At 59.3% G+C, this 15,751-nt stretch carries 12 protein-coding genes and 2 tRNA genes; 10 read left to right on the top strand and 4 right to left on the bottom strand.

Annotation, left to right across the window (positions count from 1 at the left end; translation table 11 throughout):
• The first annotated feature begins 13 nt into the window (after positions 1-13).
• Positions 14-778, top strand: coding sequence for an ABC transporter ATP-binding protein (locus AC1DHT_RS03220; RefSeq protein ID WP_019692151.1), 765 nt, complete (start codon positions 14-16; stop codon positions 776-778).
• Positions 779-920: 142 nt separating this feature from the next.
• Here AC1DHT_RS03220 and AC1DHT_RS03215 read toward each other — a convergent pair whose 3' ends face one another.
• Positions 921-1,139 carry a hypothetical protein gene (locus tag AC1DHT_RS03215; RefSeq protein ID WP_427533514.1) on the bottom strand — a complete coding sequence of 73 codons (219 nt, stop codon included), beginning with the start codon at positions 1,137-1,139 and terminating at the stop codon, positions 921-923.
• A 107-nt stretch (positions 1,140-1,246) separates the two neighbouring features.
• Complete coding sequence (dcd, locus tag AC1DHT_RS03210) at positions 1,247-1,813, bottom strand: dCTP deaminase (RefSeq protein WP_019692149.1); 567 nt, start codon at positions 1,811-1,813, stop codon at positions 1,247-1,249.
• A 355-nt stretch (positions 1,814-2,168) separates the two neighbouring features.
• On the opposite strand from dcd, the gene AC1DHT_RS03205 reads away from it, so the two are divergent.
• From AC1DHT_RS03205 to AC1DHT_RS03185, 5 genes are all read left to right on the top strand, one after another.
• Positions 2,169-2,378, top strand: coding sequence for a cold-shock protein (locus tag AC1DHT_RS03205; RefSeq protein WP_002554837.1), 210 nt, complete (start codon positions 2,169-2,171; stop codon positions 2,376-2,378).
• 195 nt (positions 2,379-2,573) lie between these two features.
• Positions 2,574-2,888 carry an MGMT family protein gene (locus AC1DHT_RS03200; protein WP_427544435.1) on the top strand — a complete coding sequence of 105 codons (315 nt, stop codon included), beginning with the start codon at positions 2,574-2,576 and terminating at the stop codon, positions 2,886-2,888.
• 43 nt (positions 2,889-2,931) lie between these two features.
• The gene (locus tag AC1DHT_RS03195) at positions 2,932-4,494 is read left to right on the top strand and encodes an AmpG family muropeptide MFS transporter (protein WP_427544349.1); all 1,563 of its coding nucleotides are present in this window, start codon (positions 2,932-2,934) and stop codon (positions 4,492-4,494) included.
• Between the two features lie 125 nt (positions 4,495-4,619).
• Positions 4,620-6,335, top strand: coding sequence for a proline--tRNA ligase (locus AC1DHT_RS03190; protein WP_427533583.1), 1,716 nt, complete (start codon positions 4,620-4,622; stop codon positions 6,333-6,335).
• Positions 6,336-6,352: 17 nt separating this feature from the next.
• Complete coding sequence (locus AC1DHT_RS03185) at positions 6,353-7,306, top strand: hypothetical protein (RefSeq protein ID WP_427544352.1); 954 nt, start codon at positions 6,353-6,355, stop codon at positions 7,304-7,306.
• A 155-nt stretch (positions 7,307-7,461) separates the two neighbouring features.
• Here AC1DHT_RS03185 and dinB read toward each other — a convergent pair whose 3' ends face one another.
• The gene (dinB, locus tag AC1DHT_RS03180; protein WP_427544355.1) at positions 7,462-8,523 is read right to left on the bottom strand and encodes a DNA polymerase IV; all 1,062 of its coding nucleotides are present in this window, start codon (positions 8,521-8,523) and stop codon (positions 7,462-7,464) included.
• Between the two features lie 299 nt (positions 8,524-8,822).
• Between dinB and AC1DHT_RS03175 the strand changes: the two genes are divergently transcribed.
• From AC1DHT_RS03175 to AC1DHT_RS03160, 4 genes are all read left to right on the top strand, one after another.
• Positions 8,823-8,899, top strand: a tRNA-Met gene (locus AC1DHT_RS03175).
• A 222-nt stretch (positions 8,900-9,121) separates the two neighbouring features.
• Positions 9,122-9,198, top strand: a tRNA-Met gene (locus tag AC1DHT_RS03170).
• 278 nt (positions 9,199-9,476) lie between these two features.
• The gene (gene mprF, locus AC1DHT_RS03165) at positions 9,477-12,119 is read left to right on the top strand and encodes a bifunctional lysylphosphatidylglycerol flippase/synthetase MprF (protein WP_477761228.1); all 2,643 of its coding nucleotides are present in this window, start codon (positions 9,477-9,479) and stop codon (positions 12,117-12,119) included.
• Positions 12,119-13,414: a virulence factor family protein gene (locus AC1DHT_RS03160; protein ID WP_427544358.1), complete on the top strand. Its 1,296-nt coding sequence runs from the start codon at positions 12,119-12,121 to the stop codon at positions 13,412-13,414. Before mprF ends, AC1DHT_RS03160 begins: the two co-directional genes overlap by 1 nt.
• 481 nt (positions 13,415-13,895) lie before the next feature.
• Here the strand turns inward: AC1DHT_RS03160 and AC1DHT_RS03155 are convergent, their stop codons facing one another.
• Positions 13,896-15,737, bottom strand: a complete 1,842-nt coding sequence (locus AC1DHT_RS03155; RefSeq protein ID WP_477761260.1) for a potassium transporter Kup — start codon at positions 15,735-15,737, stop codon at positions 13,896-13,898.
• Positions 15,738-15,751: the final 14 nt, after the last annotated feature.

The following is a 15,751-nucleotide window of genomic DNA, read 5'->3' as shown; positions in this document are numbered from 1 at the left end:
GGATGCATGCCCCATGTACAAACTGACCATCGAAGGCCTGCATAAATGCTACGGCACTCATGAAGTGCTCAAAGGTGTTTCGCTCAAGGCCAAGACCGGTGACGTGATCAGCCTGATCGGCGCCAGCGGCTCGGGTAAAAGCACCTTTTTGCGCTGCATCAACTTTCTCGAACAACCCAACGACGGCGCCATGAGCCTGGACGGTCAAGCGATCCGCATGATCAAAGACCCCCATGGCATGCGGGTGGCCGATGAAGCCGAACTGCAACGAATCCGTACCCGACTGGCAATGGTGTTCCAGCACTTCAACCTGTGGAGCCACATGACGGTGCTGGAAAACATCACCATGGCCCCGCGCCGGGTACTGGGTGTCAGCAAGAAAGACGCCGAAGATCGCGCCCGGCGTTATCTGGATAAGGTCGGCCTGGCGGCGCGCGTGGCGGACCAATACCCGGCGTTCCTGTCGGGCGGTCAGCAACAACGAGTGGCCATTGCCCGCGCATTGGCGATGGAGCCGGAAGTCATGCTGTTCGACGAACCGACCTCGGCGCTGGACCCGGAACTGGTGGGTGAAGTGCTCAAGGTGATCCAGGGCCTGGCCGAAGAAGGCCGGACCATGATCATGGTGACCCACGAAATGAGCTTCGCCCGCAAAGTCTCGAATCAGGTGCTGTTCCTGCATCAGGGGCTGGTAGAGGAGGAAGGCGCGCCTGAAGACGTGCTGGGTAACCCGAAGAGCGAACGCCTCAAGCAATTCCTCAGCGGCAACCTCAAGTAACCCCAGATTCCGTAGGAGCGTGGCTTGCCCTCGATGGGGCAACGCGATTTATCTGATAACCCGCGTTATCGTCCATCGCGGGTAAGCCACGCTCCCACAGGGATCAAACCAACCTCGGGCCGTTGAATTTCGATGCGGGAAATCAGGCAACCGGCGCCGGAGGCGGCTTATCCGGCAAGGTGGGTTCGCCAGGCTCGCCAGGTTCGGTCGGTTGTTCGTTCGGGGTATCGGGGTCGGGCTGACCAGGGATTCCGCCGGCCTGCGTGACAGGTGGATGCGCCAGCAATGACCAGGCCAGCAGGCCCACTTGATTGGGCTCAAGCCTTGCCAGTTGGGCACTTATTCGCGGATCGATCTTCATGAAGCACTCCTGAGCGATGGCCCGATGCACCTTGCGCGCATCGGAGCAGTACACCCCATAGAGTGTACGCCCGCCCAGGAATTCCAACGACTTGTCAGACGGCTGACTCAGGTACGCGGCAGCGTCACGCCACGCTGCCCCTGGTACTTGCCGCCACGGTCCTTATAAGACACTTCACATTCTTCGTCGGACTCGAAAAACAGCATCTGTGCCACGCCTTCGTTGGCGTAGATCTTCGCCGGCAACGTGGTGGTGTTCGAGAACTCCAGGGTCACGTGACCTTCCCACTCCGGTTCCAGCGGCGTGACGTTGACGATGATGCCGCAACGAGCATAGGTGCTCTTGCCCAGGCAGATCGTCAGTACATTGCGCGGAATACGGAAGAACTCGACGGTACGCGCCAGCGCGAAAGAGTTCGGCGGAATGATGCAGACATCGCTTTTGACGTCGACGAAGCTCTTCTCATCGAAGTTTTTCGGATCGACAGTCGCCGAATTGATGTTGGTGAACACCTTGAATTCATCGGCGCAACGCACGTCATAGCCGTAGCTCGATACGCCGAAGGAAATCAGCCGGTCGGCGCCTTCGCCACGCATCTGGCGCTCTACGAACGGCTCGATCATGCCGTGCTCTTGCGCCATGCGGCGAATCCACTTGTCCGATTTGATGCTCATGGCGGGGGTGTCCTGAATAGCGAGGTGGAAAAATTCTGTCCGGCATCTTACCGGGGCGCGCCGCCGGTTCAAAGTCCGGGGCACAATTCTCGCCGATCCCCCACGATTTCCGGGCCTTCGCGGCAATACGGCGCACCGTCAGTCATGAAAACAGAGAAACCTTCGCAAAGACCATTGGCACGTTCAGGAAAAAGGGTTAAGGTGGCGCCACTGTGCTGCTTGTGTCACTGAGAATCTCTACACGATATGTTGAATTTCGATCCAACCATCTACAAGAATTTTTCCTGCTCTTTGCACTCAGTCTCGGCCAGGGTTCTTCCTGAGTCGCAGTTATCTTTGTTCAAGGAGTTACACCATGTCTAATCGCCAAACCGGTACCGTTAAGTGGTTCAACGATGAAAAAGGCTTCGGCTTCATCACCCCACAATCCGGTGACGACCTGTTCGTTCACTTCAAAGCTATCCAATCCGACGGCTTCAAAAGCCTGAAAGAAGGCCAACAGGTTTCTTTCATCGCTACCCGCGGTCAGAAAGGCATGCAAGCTGAAGAAGTTCAAGTTATCTAACTTGTCCTGATTTAGTAAAAGGCCCCGCCCTCAAAAGCGGGGCTTTTTTGTGCCTGTCTGTTTTTACCGGCCACACCCGATTTGGCGAGATTTTCATTCACTCACGGAAGACTTACTCTGGAAGCAGCCTCAACACCCTCATCAGGAAGCGGCAACGTGACTAACCCCAACCATGAAACCGAGACCCCGGCGCAAATGCGCCGAGCCACGCTCTACCTGACCCTGGCCCAGGTTCCGGAAGGCAAAGTGGTGAGTTACGGCCAGCTCGCCGAACTGGCAGGCTTGGGGCGAGCCGCGCGCTGGGTAGGACGCACATTGAGTCAGTTACCCGGTGACACCAAGCTGCCCTGGCATCGTGTATTGGCTGCCGGCGGTCGCCTCAGCTTGCCAGCGGGAAGCCCCTCCGGCGACGAACAGCGGGCACGCTTGCGCATGGAAGGTGTCAGTATCCTGAACAATCGTGTTGATATTCAGCGTCATGGCTGGCGTCCGGTAGAGCACAGCGGTTAGAGTGCGCGCTTTGTTTTCGCAATTTTGAGGCAGACTCCAGCCCATGCCCCGTAAAACCTGGCGCGCCGCGCTCGCTGCTTATGCCAGCCCCTCGACGCTCGTACTGCTGCTACTGGGTTTCGCCGCCGGCCTACCCTACATGCTGGTGTTCTCAACGCTATCCGTCTGGCTGCGTGAGGCCGGCGTGGCCCGTGAAACGATTGGTTATGCCAGCCTGATCGGGCTGGCGTATGCGTTTAAATGGGTATGGTCGCCACTTCTCGACCAGTGGCGCCTGCCATTGCTCGGCAAACTCGGTCGACGACGCTCCTGGCTGGTCCTGGCGCAAATACTGCTGGTCCTCGGCCTGATCGGCATGGGCTTCTGCGACCCGCAAAAACACCTGTCCTGGCTGATTGCGATTGCCGTTCTGGTCGCTTTCGCCTCGGCCACCCAGGACATTGCCGTCGATGCCTATCGCCTGGAAATTGTCGACGACACGCGCCAGGCTGCACTGGCTGCCAGCTATATGTCCGGCTATCGGGTCGCGGCCCTCCTGGCGACAGCCGGCGCACTGTTCATTGCCGAAGGCTTCGGTTCCACCGGGTTCAATTACAAACACTCGGCCTGGACCGGCACCTACGCGCTGTTCGGCCTGCTGATGATCCCGGCGCTAGTCACCAGCCTGCTCATGCGCGAGCCTCCCGTGCCGCTGCGTACCCAACTGTCCGCCGGCCGCTACAGCTTTGTGCACCAACTGGCATCGGTATTCGTACTCATCGTTTTGCTGGTGTCCGTGCCCGCGATGTTTACCCAGCTCTACAACACTGACTTTGCCAGCGTCATCACCGGCGCCATGAGCCCACTGGACCTGCTGCTGGAAGATCGGGCATTTCTACGAGCGCTGCTCTACATCATCCTGACCAGCCTGTGCCTCTCCACCATGGGCCGCCGCGGCCTGGCCCCGGTGCTGACGCCCGTCAACGACTTCGTTGTCCGCTACCGCTGGCAGGCCTTTCTGCTGCTGGGCCTGATCGCCACCTATCGAATGTCCGACACCGTGATGGGCGTAATGGCCAACGTGTTCTACATCGACCTGGGCTTCACCAAGGATCAGATCGCCGGCGTCAGCAAGATCTTCGGTCTGATCATGACCCTGATAGGCGCCGGCATGGGTGGCCTGCTGATCGTGCGTTTCGGCATCCTGCCGATTCTGTTCATCGGCGGATTCGCATCAGCCGCTACCAACCTGTTGTTTGTGATGCTCGCCGACATGGGTGCCAACCTGGAGATGCTGATCGTCACCATCTCCCTCGATAACTTCAGCTCGGGCATGGCCACCTCGGCCTTCGTCGCCTACCTGTCGAGCCTGACCAACCTGAAGTTTTCCGCGACCCAGTACGCCCTGCTCAGCTCGATCATGCTCCTGCTGCCGCGCCTGATCGGCGGCTACTCCGGAGTCATGGTGGAGAAATACGGCTATCACAACTTCTTCATCATCACGACCCTGCTTGGCGTACCGACCCTGCTGCTGATCGCCCTGCACTGGTTCCAGGAAAACCGCCGCGAAGGTCCGACACCAACGCCCGAGCCTGCCCAGACCACCACCGCCGTCGAAGAATCATAGCCCCTTGAGTGCGGAGTTTTCTCCGCACTCAAGCCACACCGCCGGCCGCAATCCTGTACGCCAGCAAATCTCGCCCGTACAATGCTTCGTCACTTCCAGTCTTCAGCAACCGACAACGGCCTACCATGCGCACCAGTCAATATTTGCTCGCCACACAGAAAGAAACGCCTTCCGATGCGGTCGTCGTCAGCCATCAGTTGATGCTGCGCGCCGGCATGATCCGCAAACTCGCCTCCGGCCTCTACACCTGGCTGCCGATGGGCTTGCGAGTGATGCGCAAGGTCGAAGCCGTCGTTCGTGAAGAAATGAACGCCGCCGGTTCTCTCGAAGTGTTGATGCCGAGCACTCAACCGGCTGAGCTGTGGCAGGAATCCGGTCGCTGGGAAGAGTACGGCCCTGAACTGCTGCGCTTCAAGGATCGTCACGGTCGCGATTTCTGCGCCGGCCCGACTCACGAAGAAGTGATCACCGACCTGATGCGCAACGAGTTGAGCAGCTACAAGCAGCTGCCGATCAACCTGTACCAGATCCAGACCAAATTCCGTGACGAAATCCGCCCACGCTTCGGCTTGATGCGCGGTCGCGAATTCATCATGAAGGACGCCTACTCCTTCCACGCTGACCAGGCATCGCTGCAAGTCACTTACGACCGCATGCACCAGGCGTACTGCAACGTGTTCACCCGTCTGGGCCTGAAATTCCGCCCTGTAGAAGCCGACAACGGCTCCATTGGCGGCGCCGGCTCCCACGAGTTCCACGTTCTGGCCGAATCCGGCGAAGACGACATCGTCTTCAGCAACGGTTCCGACTACGCAGCGAACATCGAGAAAGCCGAAGCCGTGCCACGGGAAACCTCGCGCGCCGCACCGACTGAAGAACTGCGACTGGTCGACACCCCGAACGCCAAGACCATTGCGCAACTGGTCGAAGGCTTCAACCTGCCAATCGAAAAAACCATCAAGACCCTGGTGGTTCACGCTGAAGAGAAAGGCAAGCTGATTGCCCTGATCATCCGTGGCGACCACGAACTGAACGAAATCAAGGCCGCCAACCAGCCTGGCGTCGCCAGCCCGCTGGTCATGGCCTCCGAAGCCGAACTGCGTGACGCCATTGGCGCCGGCGCCGGCTCCCTTGGCCCGCTGAACCTGCCACTGCCAATCATCATCGACCGTTCCGTCGAGCTGATGAGCGACTTCGGCATCGGTGCCAACATCGACGACAAACACTACTTCGGCGTGAACTGGGAGCGCGATCTGCCAGTACCGACCGTTGCCGACCTGCGTAACGTCGTGTCCGGCGACCCTAGCCCAGACGGCAAAGGCACTCTGGAAATCAAGCGCGGCATTGAAGTCGGGCACATCTTCCAGCTGGGCAACAAGTACAGCAAAGCAATGAAGTGCGAAGTGCTCGGCGAGAACGGCAAGCCGGTCACCCTGGAAATGGGTTGCTATGGCATCGGCGTGTCCCGCGTGGTGGCTGCGGCCATCGAGCAGAACAATGACGAGAAAGGCATCATCTGGAGCGACGCCCTTGCGCCCTTCCAGATCGCCCTGGTGCCTCTGCGCTACGAAACCGAGCAGGTTCGCGAAGCGACCGACAAGCTGTACGCGGAACTGACCGCTGCCGGCTTCGAAGTACTGCTGGACGATCGCGACAAGAAAACCAGCCCGGGCATCAAGTTTGCGGACATGGAGCTGATCGGCATTCCTCACCGGATCGTGGTCAGTGACCGCGGCCTTGCCGAAGGCAACCTGGAATACAAGAGCCGTACCGAGGCCGAGCCGCAAGCGCTGCCGGTCGCTGACGTGCTGTCGTTCCTTCAGGCTCGTATCCGCCGCTGACACCAGATAGAGAAGTCATGTTCAAGCGAAACACCTTAAACCTCGGTGGTGCCGCCCTGTGCGGCACCCTGTTGCTCAGCGGCTGCGCCAATCAGATGTCACAACGCAGCGAGCACGAGGAACGCATCGAGCGCAAACTGCTCGATCACAGCCTGCAGATCGATGTCGGCGAGCCTAAGGTGCTTGAGCTGCCGCAACGCCGGGTACGGATTCACGAGCAGAAGACCTTCGAAGTCACCGAGTACGATGTCACCCGGCGCTACGATCGCTACACGCCTTACCAACCCTGGCGCAAGGTCTACGAGATTCCGCTGGGCGCGGTCGCTTTGGTGGGCGGTGTCGGCGCGAACATCGCCAACGTGTTCGCCCTCGGCAACCTGCCGGACAGCATGACCAAGGACTGGATCAGCACAGGCATTGCCGGGCTCAACCCGTTCATGAACATACAGTCCCATGGACGCGCACAACAGAACCTGGCCGGTATCGATGAAGTCCAGCGTGATAAGCGTATGGAGTATTCGAGCCTGCCATGGAGCGAGCGCCCGGTAGAGGTCAAGGCCGGCACGCAGACCTTCGAGCTCACCACTGACCGCAACGGCGTGTTGCGCTTGAACCTGCTCGACAGCCCGTTCGCGGAGCAGGACCTCAATCGTATCGGCAAGCTGCAGATTACTGTTGAAGATGCTCAGGACGATGTGCACACCGACTCGTCCCTGACGATCAGCAGCACCTTGCGCAGCAAGTTGCTGGAAGCTCATACGCTGATTTACGACGACCTCGAAGACGACGAAGTGAGCCAGTGGGTGCACCGGGTCAAACGCCTGTCGGAGCTGGGTCTGGAAGAAGAAGCCAGCGAGCTGGAACAAAGCCTGATCGAACTGACCCGCAACGATCCCGAGTTGCAAAGCGAGTTTCTCAAGTCGCTGACCAAGGATGCGGGGCGTTTGGTGGCGGATCCGGGACCGAATTAATAGCGAAAAGCTTCGTCGGAACGCCGCCCGGAACAAGCCCGCTCCCACATTAGACCTGTTGTGAACACACACTATGTGGACACCTCAGACTCATGTGGGAGCGGGCTTGCTCGCGAAAGCGGCCTGACATTCATCGCCGCATCAAAAGCCTGACACTAGCGCTCAAACAGATCCAACTGCTCAAAGCCGCCACGCAGATCCTGCAAGCGCACGCCAATCCCCAACAAACGCACGGGTTTGCCACCCCGATTGAACGCCTGAGTCAGCAATAACTGATAGCTGCCAAGGTCACGCCCTGCCCCGGCCTGCTCCAGTGTCGTTTGGGTAAAATCATGGAACTTCACTTTGACGAACGGCTTGCCCGGCCGGTAGCTGCTATCGATCCGCGTCATACGCCCGTTCAGGGTTTCCAGCAGGTCCGGTAGTTTCTCCAGGCAACTGAGCAGATCCGGCAGATCCACATCGTAGGTATTTTCGACACTCACCGACTGCCGGCGACTGTCGTTCTGCACCTGCCGATCATCGATCCCACGCGCCAGACTCCACAGACGCTCGCCAAAACTGCCAAATTCGCGCACCAGCGCCAGCTTGTTCCACTCACGCAACTGCAGGCAATCGGCAATACCGAGCTTTGCCAGCTTGTCGGCAGTGACTTTGCCGACACCATGCAGTTTGCTCACCGGCAACTGCGAGACGAAGTCCTCGACCTGATCCGGCGTGATCACAAACAATCCGTTGGGCTTCTTCCAGTCACTGGCGATCTTCGCGAGAAACTTGTTCGGCGCTACACCCGCCGAGACGGTGATATGCAGCTGATTGGAGACCCGGCGCCGAATATCCTGGGCAATTCGCGTGGCACTGCCAGCGAAATGCGTGCTTTCCGACACGTCGAGGTACGCCTCATCCAGCGACAGTGGCTCGATCAGGTCGGTGTAATCGCGAAAAATCGTCTGGATCTCTTTCGACGCTTCTCTATAGGCATCCATGCGCGGCTTGACGATGACAAGGTCCGGGCACAGCTTCAAGGCGTGCCGTGAGGACATGGCCGAGCGCACCCCGTAAGCCCGCGCTTCATAGTTGCACGTCGCGATCACCCCGCGATGATCCGCCGAGCCACCCACTGCCAGCGGCTTGCTCGCCAGAGTCGGGTCGTCACGCATCTCGATGGCGGCATAGAAGCAGTCACAATCGACGTGGATGATTTTGCGCTGCGTCATATAAGGCAGTGTTCAATGAAGGAAAAAGGACTACGGCGAACCGGATCGCCAGTATCTCACTGACAACTGTATATAGCACCAGTGCTTTGATTCTTCTCTACTAGTGGTATGAAACGCCTTCACTGGATTTATTTTCTCAATCGACCCTAACCCACCAATAGAGCTGAAAGCCTTATGCCACAAGCCCTCAAGCCTTGTCAGACCTCCTGTTTGATACGCTAAGCGATTGAACAGGAACAGATTTTTCTCAATTAGCAATTGACAGCCCAGCGATCCTCTGTAGAATGCCGACACACAGACGCGGGATGGAGCAGTCTGGTAGCTCGTCGGGCTCATAACCCGAAGGTCGTCGGTTCAAATCCGGCTCCCGCAACCAAACATCAAAAAAGGCTACTCGAAAGAGTGGCCTTTTTTGTGCGTGTGTGTTTTTCGTCACCCCTCCTTCCCTCTTGTCGCCAGAGCCAGGAAAAAACCCTTTGCGCTTCTTATACTTAACCTGAGCGCAGCAACCGCTTGAAGCTAATTAACGTTAATTTGACCCAGCGGACTATTAACGGTTGACACTCAAGCGATCGCCTGTAGAATGCCGCCACACAGACGCGGGATGGAGCAGTCTGGTAGCTCGTCGGGCTCATAACCCGAAGGTCGTCGGTTCAAATCCGGCTCCCGCAACCAAACATCAAAAAAGGCTGCTCGAAAGAGCGGCCTTTTTTGTATCTGTAGAAAAGTCCTTTCGCAACAATGATCTGGCAATGTTCTACGAACCTTTGGCACCCTTCAGGGTCCACCAGATCAGGCTATGCTGAGTCGCAGGCAAGCCTCTCTACGATTGAATGTGCGTAATCCCCAATGCTCGGTGATACGCGTTAATATTTGTGATTATTTTTTTCTACAGGGATTGGTAACTTGGCTGGATACCCCCATCCTGTCGCGCACAATCCAAGAGGTGATTGATGCGCGCCAACTCGTCTGATTTACAAGACACCGTCACAGCGACACAACCGATCACGGCCACCCGTTTGCACTGGCTGGATCTGGTCAGCAAGTACCGTCAGCCCATTGGCCTGGCGGTCACGCTGCTATTGTTCGCTATCGCGCTGATTGCCTGTCGCCATCTATTAAGCGAGCTGGATCTCTACGCCCTGCACGACTCGATTCTGGAAGTGCCGAAGCCGGCCCTGCTCGGCGCATTGGCTGCAACCATTGCCGGCTTCATCATCTTGCTCGGCTATGAATGGTCAGCCACGCGTTACGCTGGCGTGAACTTGCCGCCGCGCACCATGATTCTGGGTGGCTTCACCGCATTCGCCATCGGTAACGCCATTGGCCTGTCGCTGCTGTCCGGCGGTTCGGTGCGTTACCGCCTGTATGCACGTCACGGGCTCGGGGCGGCGGAAGTCGCCCACATGACGTTGTTTGCCAGTCTGTCATTGGGCTGTGCTTTGCCGCCGCTCGCGGCCCTGGCGACACTCAGCAACCTGCTTGCTGCCTCCATCGCGCTGCATGTGTCGCAGCCCATGCTGGGCGCCATTGCAATTGCCGTGTTGCTGCTCTGTTCGGTATTGGCCATCGGCCTCTACCGCCGCCGCCTGCCAGAACAACCGTATACCGACAACCTGCTGGTTCGCATCGGACGACGCACGCTACGCTTGCCGGGTCGTCGCCTGACCTTCCTGCAATTGGTGATTACCGCACTGGACGTGGCAGCCGCCGCGACCGTGCTGTATCTGCTGCTGCCGGAAGCGCCACCGTTCGGCGCCTTCCTGTTGGTCTATCTGCTGGCCCTGGCCGCTGGCGTGCTCAGCCACGTACCGGGCGGCGTCGGGGTATTCGAAGCGATTCTGCTGGCGGCCTTCGCCGACAAACTCGGCGCTGCGCCACTGGCCGCCGCCCTACTGCTGTATCGCCTGATCTATGTGGTTCTGCCGCTATTGGCGGCTTGCGTCCTGCTGCTGATCAATGAAGCACAGCGCCTGTTCAACACCCGTCAATCGCTGCGCGCCGCCTCGGGCATGGCCGCGCCGGTACTGGCGATCCTGGTGTTCCTGTCTGGCGTGGTGTTGCTGTTCTCCGGTGCGACACCGGAAATCGACACCCGTCTGGAACACATCGGATTCCTGATCCCCCATCGCCTGGTCGACGCCTCGCACTTCGGTGCCAGCCTGATCGGCGTGCTCTGCCTGTTGCTGGCTCAAGGTCTGCGCCGCCGTCTCTCGGCCGCCTGGATGCTGACCACCATCTTGCTGATGATCGGTGCCGTGCTCTCGCTGCTCAAAGGGTTCGACTGGGAAGAAGCCTGCCTGATGATCCTGACCGCCAGCCTGCTGGCGATCTTCCGTCGCTCTTTCTACCGCCCAAGCCGCTTGACCGAAGTGCCGTTCTCGCCGCTGTACCTGGTGGCCAGCCTGTGCGTGTTGGGCGCCTCGATCTGGCTCCTGCTGTTCGCCTATCAGGATGTGCCGTACAGCCATCAATTGTGGTGGCAGTTCACCCTGGATTCCGATGCCCCGCGCGGCCTGCGCTCGTTGCTCGGCGCGGCCGTTCTGCTGGTAGTGGTGTCTCTGACCTGGCTGCTGCGCACCGCGCGCCCGGTGATTCATCAGCCCGACGCCGCAGAACTGGATAAGGCGCTGAAGATCCTGATGGCCTCATCGCAACCGGACGGCGGCCTCGCCCTGACCGGTGACAAGGCGCTACTGTTTCACCCTAACGACGAAGCGTTCTTGATGTATGCGCGTCGTGGCCGCAGTCTGGTGGCCCTGTACGACCCGATCGGCCCGACCCAGCAACGCGCGGAAATGATCTGGCAGTTCCGTGACCTCTGCGACCTTCATCACGCCCGTCCGGTGTTCTATCAGGTACGCGCCGAAAACCTGCCGTACTACATGGACATCGGCCTGACCGCGATCAAGCTGGGCGAAGAAGCGCGGGTTGACCTGCATCGCTTTGATCTCGAGGCCAAGGGCAAAGAGATGAAAGACCTGCGTTACACCTGGAACCGTGGCACCCGCGATGGCCTGTCGCTGGAAATCTACGAACCGGGCCAAGCCCCCATGGAGGAGCTGAAGGTCATTTCCGATGCCTGGCTGACCGGCAAGAACGTTCGCGAAAAAGGCTTCTCTCTCGGCCGTTTCAGCGACGATTACCTCAAGCACTTCCGTATCGCGATCATTCACTTTGAAGGTCGCCCGGTGGCATTCGCCAACCTGCTCGAGACGTATAGCCACGACCTGGCTAGTCTCGACCTGATGCGTGCACACCCGGACGCGCCCAAGCTGACCATGGAGTTCATGATGGTCGGCCTGATTCAACATTATAAAAATCACGGATATGCACGTTTCAGTCTGGGCATGGTGCCGCTGTCGGGTCTGCAACCCCGTCGTGGCGCGCCACTGACCCAACGCCTCGGCTCGATGGTGTTTCGCCGTGGCGAGCAGCTCTATAACTTCCAGGGGCTGCGCCGCTTCAAGGACAAATTCCAGCCTGACTGGGAACCTCGTTACATGGCCGTGCCCGCCGGACTCGATCCGCTGGTGGCACTGGCCGATACCGCCGCCCTGATTGCGGGCGGCTTGACTGGATTGGTGAAACGCTGATGATTCAACGCTCCTGGCGGTATGTATTGGCCACTCTGGTGGTGCTGGCTGTGATCCTCGGTGGCGGTTACTGGTACTGGAATCGCCCGGCACCCGAGCCCACCCTCGAACTGCTGACGCCCGTTGATGGCCCGGCAATGACCCGTGTCATTCCCGGCACCACGCCGCGCGCCCAGGTGGTCGTCGCGGTGAACGAAGATCAGAAGCTCAGCGACAAGCAACTGATGACCCTGAGCCGTGGCGGTGCCGCGCAAATCGTTCAGGTGGTCCTGCCCACGGACTGCACGCAGCAAGGTAATGCCCTGCAGGCCGCCTTCCAGCAGCTCAAGGGCCCAGCGACCCTGGTCAGCGGTATCGGCCCTGGCGCCATCCTGGCCTGGCGCTGGCTGGCCGAGCAGAAGGACGACAAGTCCCAGGCCGTTTCAGTAGACCTGGCGCTGGAAAAACCCGGCTGTACACAACAGCTGCCAAAAAGCGCAGCCCACGGTCACTGGCTGGTCGCATGGAACGATAACCCGGACGACACCAGCGCCGGCTTCGTGCGCGATCAACCCAATGCCGAAACCAGCATCAGCGACTACGACATCAACCTGCCGCAAGTCCTCAACAACGAACTGCGCAAGCTCCTCGTCGGTGCTGACAAGGGCAACGGCGGCCTGAACATTCCAGTGGTCGAAGTGCCTGCCGGCCAAGCCAAGGACACCGTCACCCTGTTCCTTTCCGGTGACGGCGGCTGGCGTGACCTGGACCGTGACGTAGCCGGTGAAATGGCGAAGATCGGTTACCCGGTGGTCGGCATCGACACCTTGCGCTACTACTGGCAGCACAAGAGCCCTGAGCAAAGCGCCATTGACCTTACCGAACTGATGCAGCACTACCGTCAGAAGTGGGGCACCAAACGCTTCATCCTGACGGGCTACTCGTTCGGTGCCGACGTCTTGCCGGCGATCTACAACCGCATGCCGGAAAGCGAACAGCAACGGGTCGACGCAATCATCCTGCTGGCCTTTGCCCGTACTGGCAGCTTCGAAATCCAGGTCGAAGGCTGGCTCGGCAATGCCGGCAAAGAGGCCGACACCGGCCCGGAAATGGCCAAGCTGCCAGCCGACAAGGTGCTGTGCATCTACGGCGCAGAAGAAATCGCCGAGAGTGGCTGCACCGACAAGACCGCTGTGGGTGAAGCCTTGAAGCTGCCGGGCGGCCACCACTTCGACGAGAACTACCCGGCCCTGGCCAAACGTCTGGTCAATGCGATCGAGAAACGTCAGAACAAGGACAAGGTCGCAGAACAGTGACCTGAGCCGAGCTCAACAAAAAGCCCCCGCTGCCGCAAGGTAACGGGGGCTTTTTCATGCCACGCTCGGCTCGACCGGACGGCACAGTTCACCTGTGGGAGCGAGCCTGCTCGCGATAGCATCACCTCGGATTGCCTGACACATCKAGGCGCCTGCATCGCGAGCAGGCTCGCTCCCACATTAGATATCCATTGCCTTGGGGTTATGCATTCACCCAAAGAAAAGCCCCCACTGCCGCAAGGCAACGGGGGCTTTTTCATGCCACGCTCGGCTCGACCGGACGGCACAGTTCACCTGTGGGAGCGAGCCTGCTCGCGATAGCATCACCTCGGATTGCCTGACACATCKAGGCGCCTGCATCGCGAGCAAGCGGAACGCCGCCCGGCTGCTCTCACACTGGATATCCATTGCCTTGGGGTTATGCATTCACCCAAAGAAAAGCCCCCGTTACCAAACTGGCAACGGGGGCTTTTTGTGAGGCTTACATTTCTACCTGTGTACCCAGCTCAATCACCCGGTTCACCGGCAACTTGAAGAACCGCAAGTTGCCGTTGGCGTTTTTCAGCATGAAGGCGAACAACGCCTCACGCCAGCGAGCCATGCCGACGAGCTTGGAGGTGATGACCGTTTCCCGGCTGAGGAAGTACGTCGTGCGCATCGGGCTGAAGTCCAGTTCATCGAGATGGCACAGTTTCAGCGCTTGCGGCACATCCGGTTCGTCCGTAAAGCCGAAGTGCAGGATCACCCGGTAGAAGCCCTCACCGTAGGAGTCGACCTCAAACCGCCGCTGCGTCGGTACCCGCGGAATGTCCTCGTAAACCACTGTCAGCAACACCACCTGCTCATGCAGCACCTGGTTGTGCAGCAAGTTGTGCAACAACGCATGGGGCACCGCATCCGGCCGCGCGGTCAGGAACACCGCCGTACCCTGGACCCGGTGAGGTGGTTGCACGCGAATACTGCTGATGAAAATCGRCAATGGCAGACCGCCCTCATCCAGTCGATCCACCAGCAGCTCTTTACCGCGCTTCCAGGTGGTCATGAGGATAAACAGCACAATCCCCGCCAATACCGGGAAAGCACCGCCCTGCACGATTTTAGGCACGTTGGCAGCGAAGTACAGCCCGTCCACCAGCAGGAAGCCGACCAGGATCGGCACTGTCAGGACAGGTGACCATTTCCACAACAGCAGCATGACCGCCGCCACCAGAATACTGGTGATCAACATGGTCCCGGTGACCGCCACACCGTAAGCCGAGGCCAGAGCGTTGGACGACCCGAAACCCAGCACCAGCAAAATAACGCCGACCATCAGCGTCCAGTTCACCGCGCCGATGTAGATCTGGCCTTGCTCGGCACTCGAGGTGTGCTGAATGTACATGCGTGGGATGTAGCCGAGCTGAATCGCCTGACGGGTCAGGGAGAACGCACCGGAAATCACCGCCTGGGAAGCGATCACTGTTGCCAGTGTCGACAGCACGACCAATGGAATCAATGCCCAGCCCGGTGCCAGCAGATAGAACGGGTTACGCGCGGCGTCCGGGTTCTCCAGCAGCAAGGCGCCCTGACCAAAGTAGTTGAGCACCAGCGCCGGCAGCACCAACGCGAACCAGGCACGGGCAATCGGTTTGCGACCGAAGTGACCCATATCAGCGTAGAGCGCTTCAGCACCGGTCAGCGCCAGCACCACAGCACCGAGAATCGCGATGCCTATGCCAGGGTGAACCTCGAAGAAACGTACGCCCCAGATCGGGTTCAGCGCTTGCAGCACTTCCGGATGCCGGGAGATACCCAGTACACCCAGTACACCCAGCACCAGGAACCACGACACCATCACCGGACCGAACAACTTGCCGATGCGGTCAGTGCCGTGTTTCTGGATCAGGAACAACCCCACCAGCACGATCAGCGACAACGGCACGACCCAGCGTTCGAGGCCCTCGAATGCCAGCTCCAGACCTTCCACCGCCGACAATACGGAGATCGCCGGGGTGATCATGCTGTCGCCGTAGAACAACGCAGCGCCGATCAGACCGAGGATTACCAGCACCGATTGCAGCCGCGGATACGATGCCGAGGCTCGCCGCGCCAACGCGGTCAGGGCCATGATCCCGCCTTCGCCCTGGTTGTCGGCACGCAGAATGAACAACACGTACTTGATCGAGACGACCCAGATCAGCGACCAGAAAATCAGCGCCAGAATCCCGAATACTCCGTCATGGTTGGCTTGCACCCCATAGCCGCCGGTAAACACCTCTTTGAGGGTATAGAGCGGGCTGGTACCGATATCGCCATAAACCACCCCGACCGCCGCCACCAACATTCCCAAGGGCTTTG

It is taken from the genome of Pseudomonas sp. 05N432 (assembly GCF_056396945.1).
The sequence above is the reverse complement of the archived record's forward strand: the minus strand, read 5'-3'. Positions and strand labels throughout refer to the sequence as shown.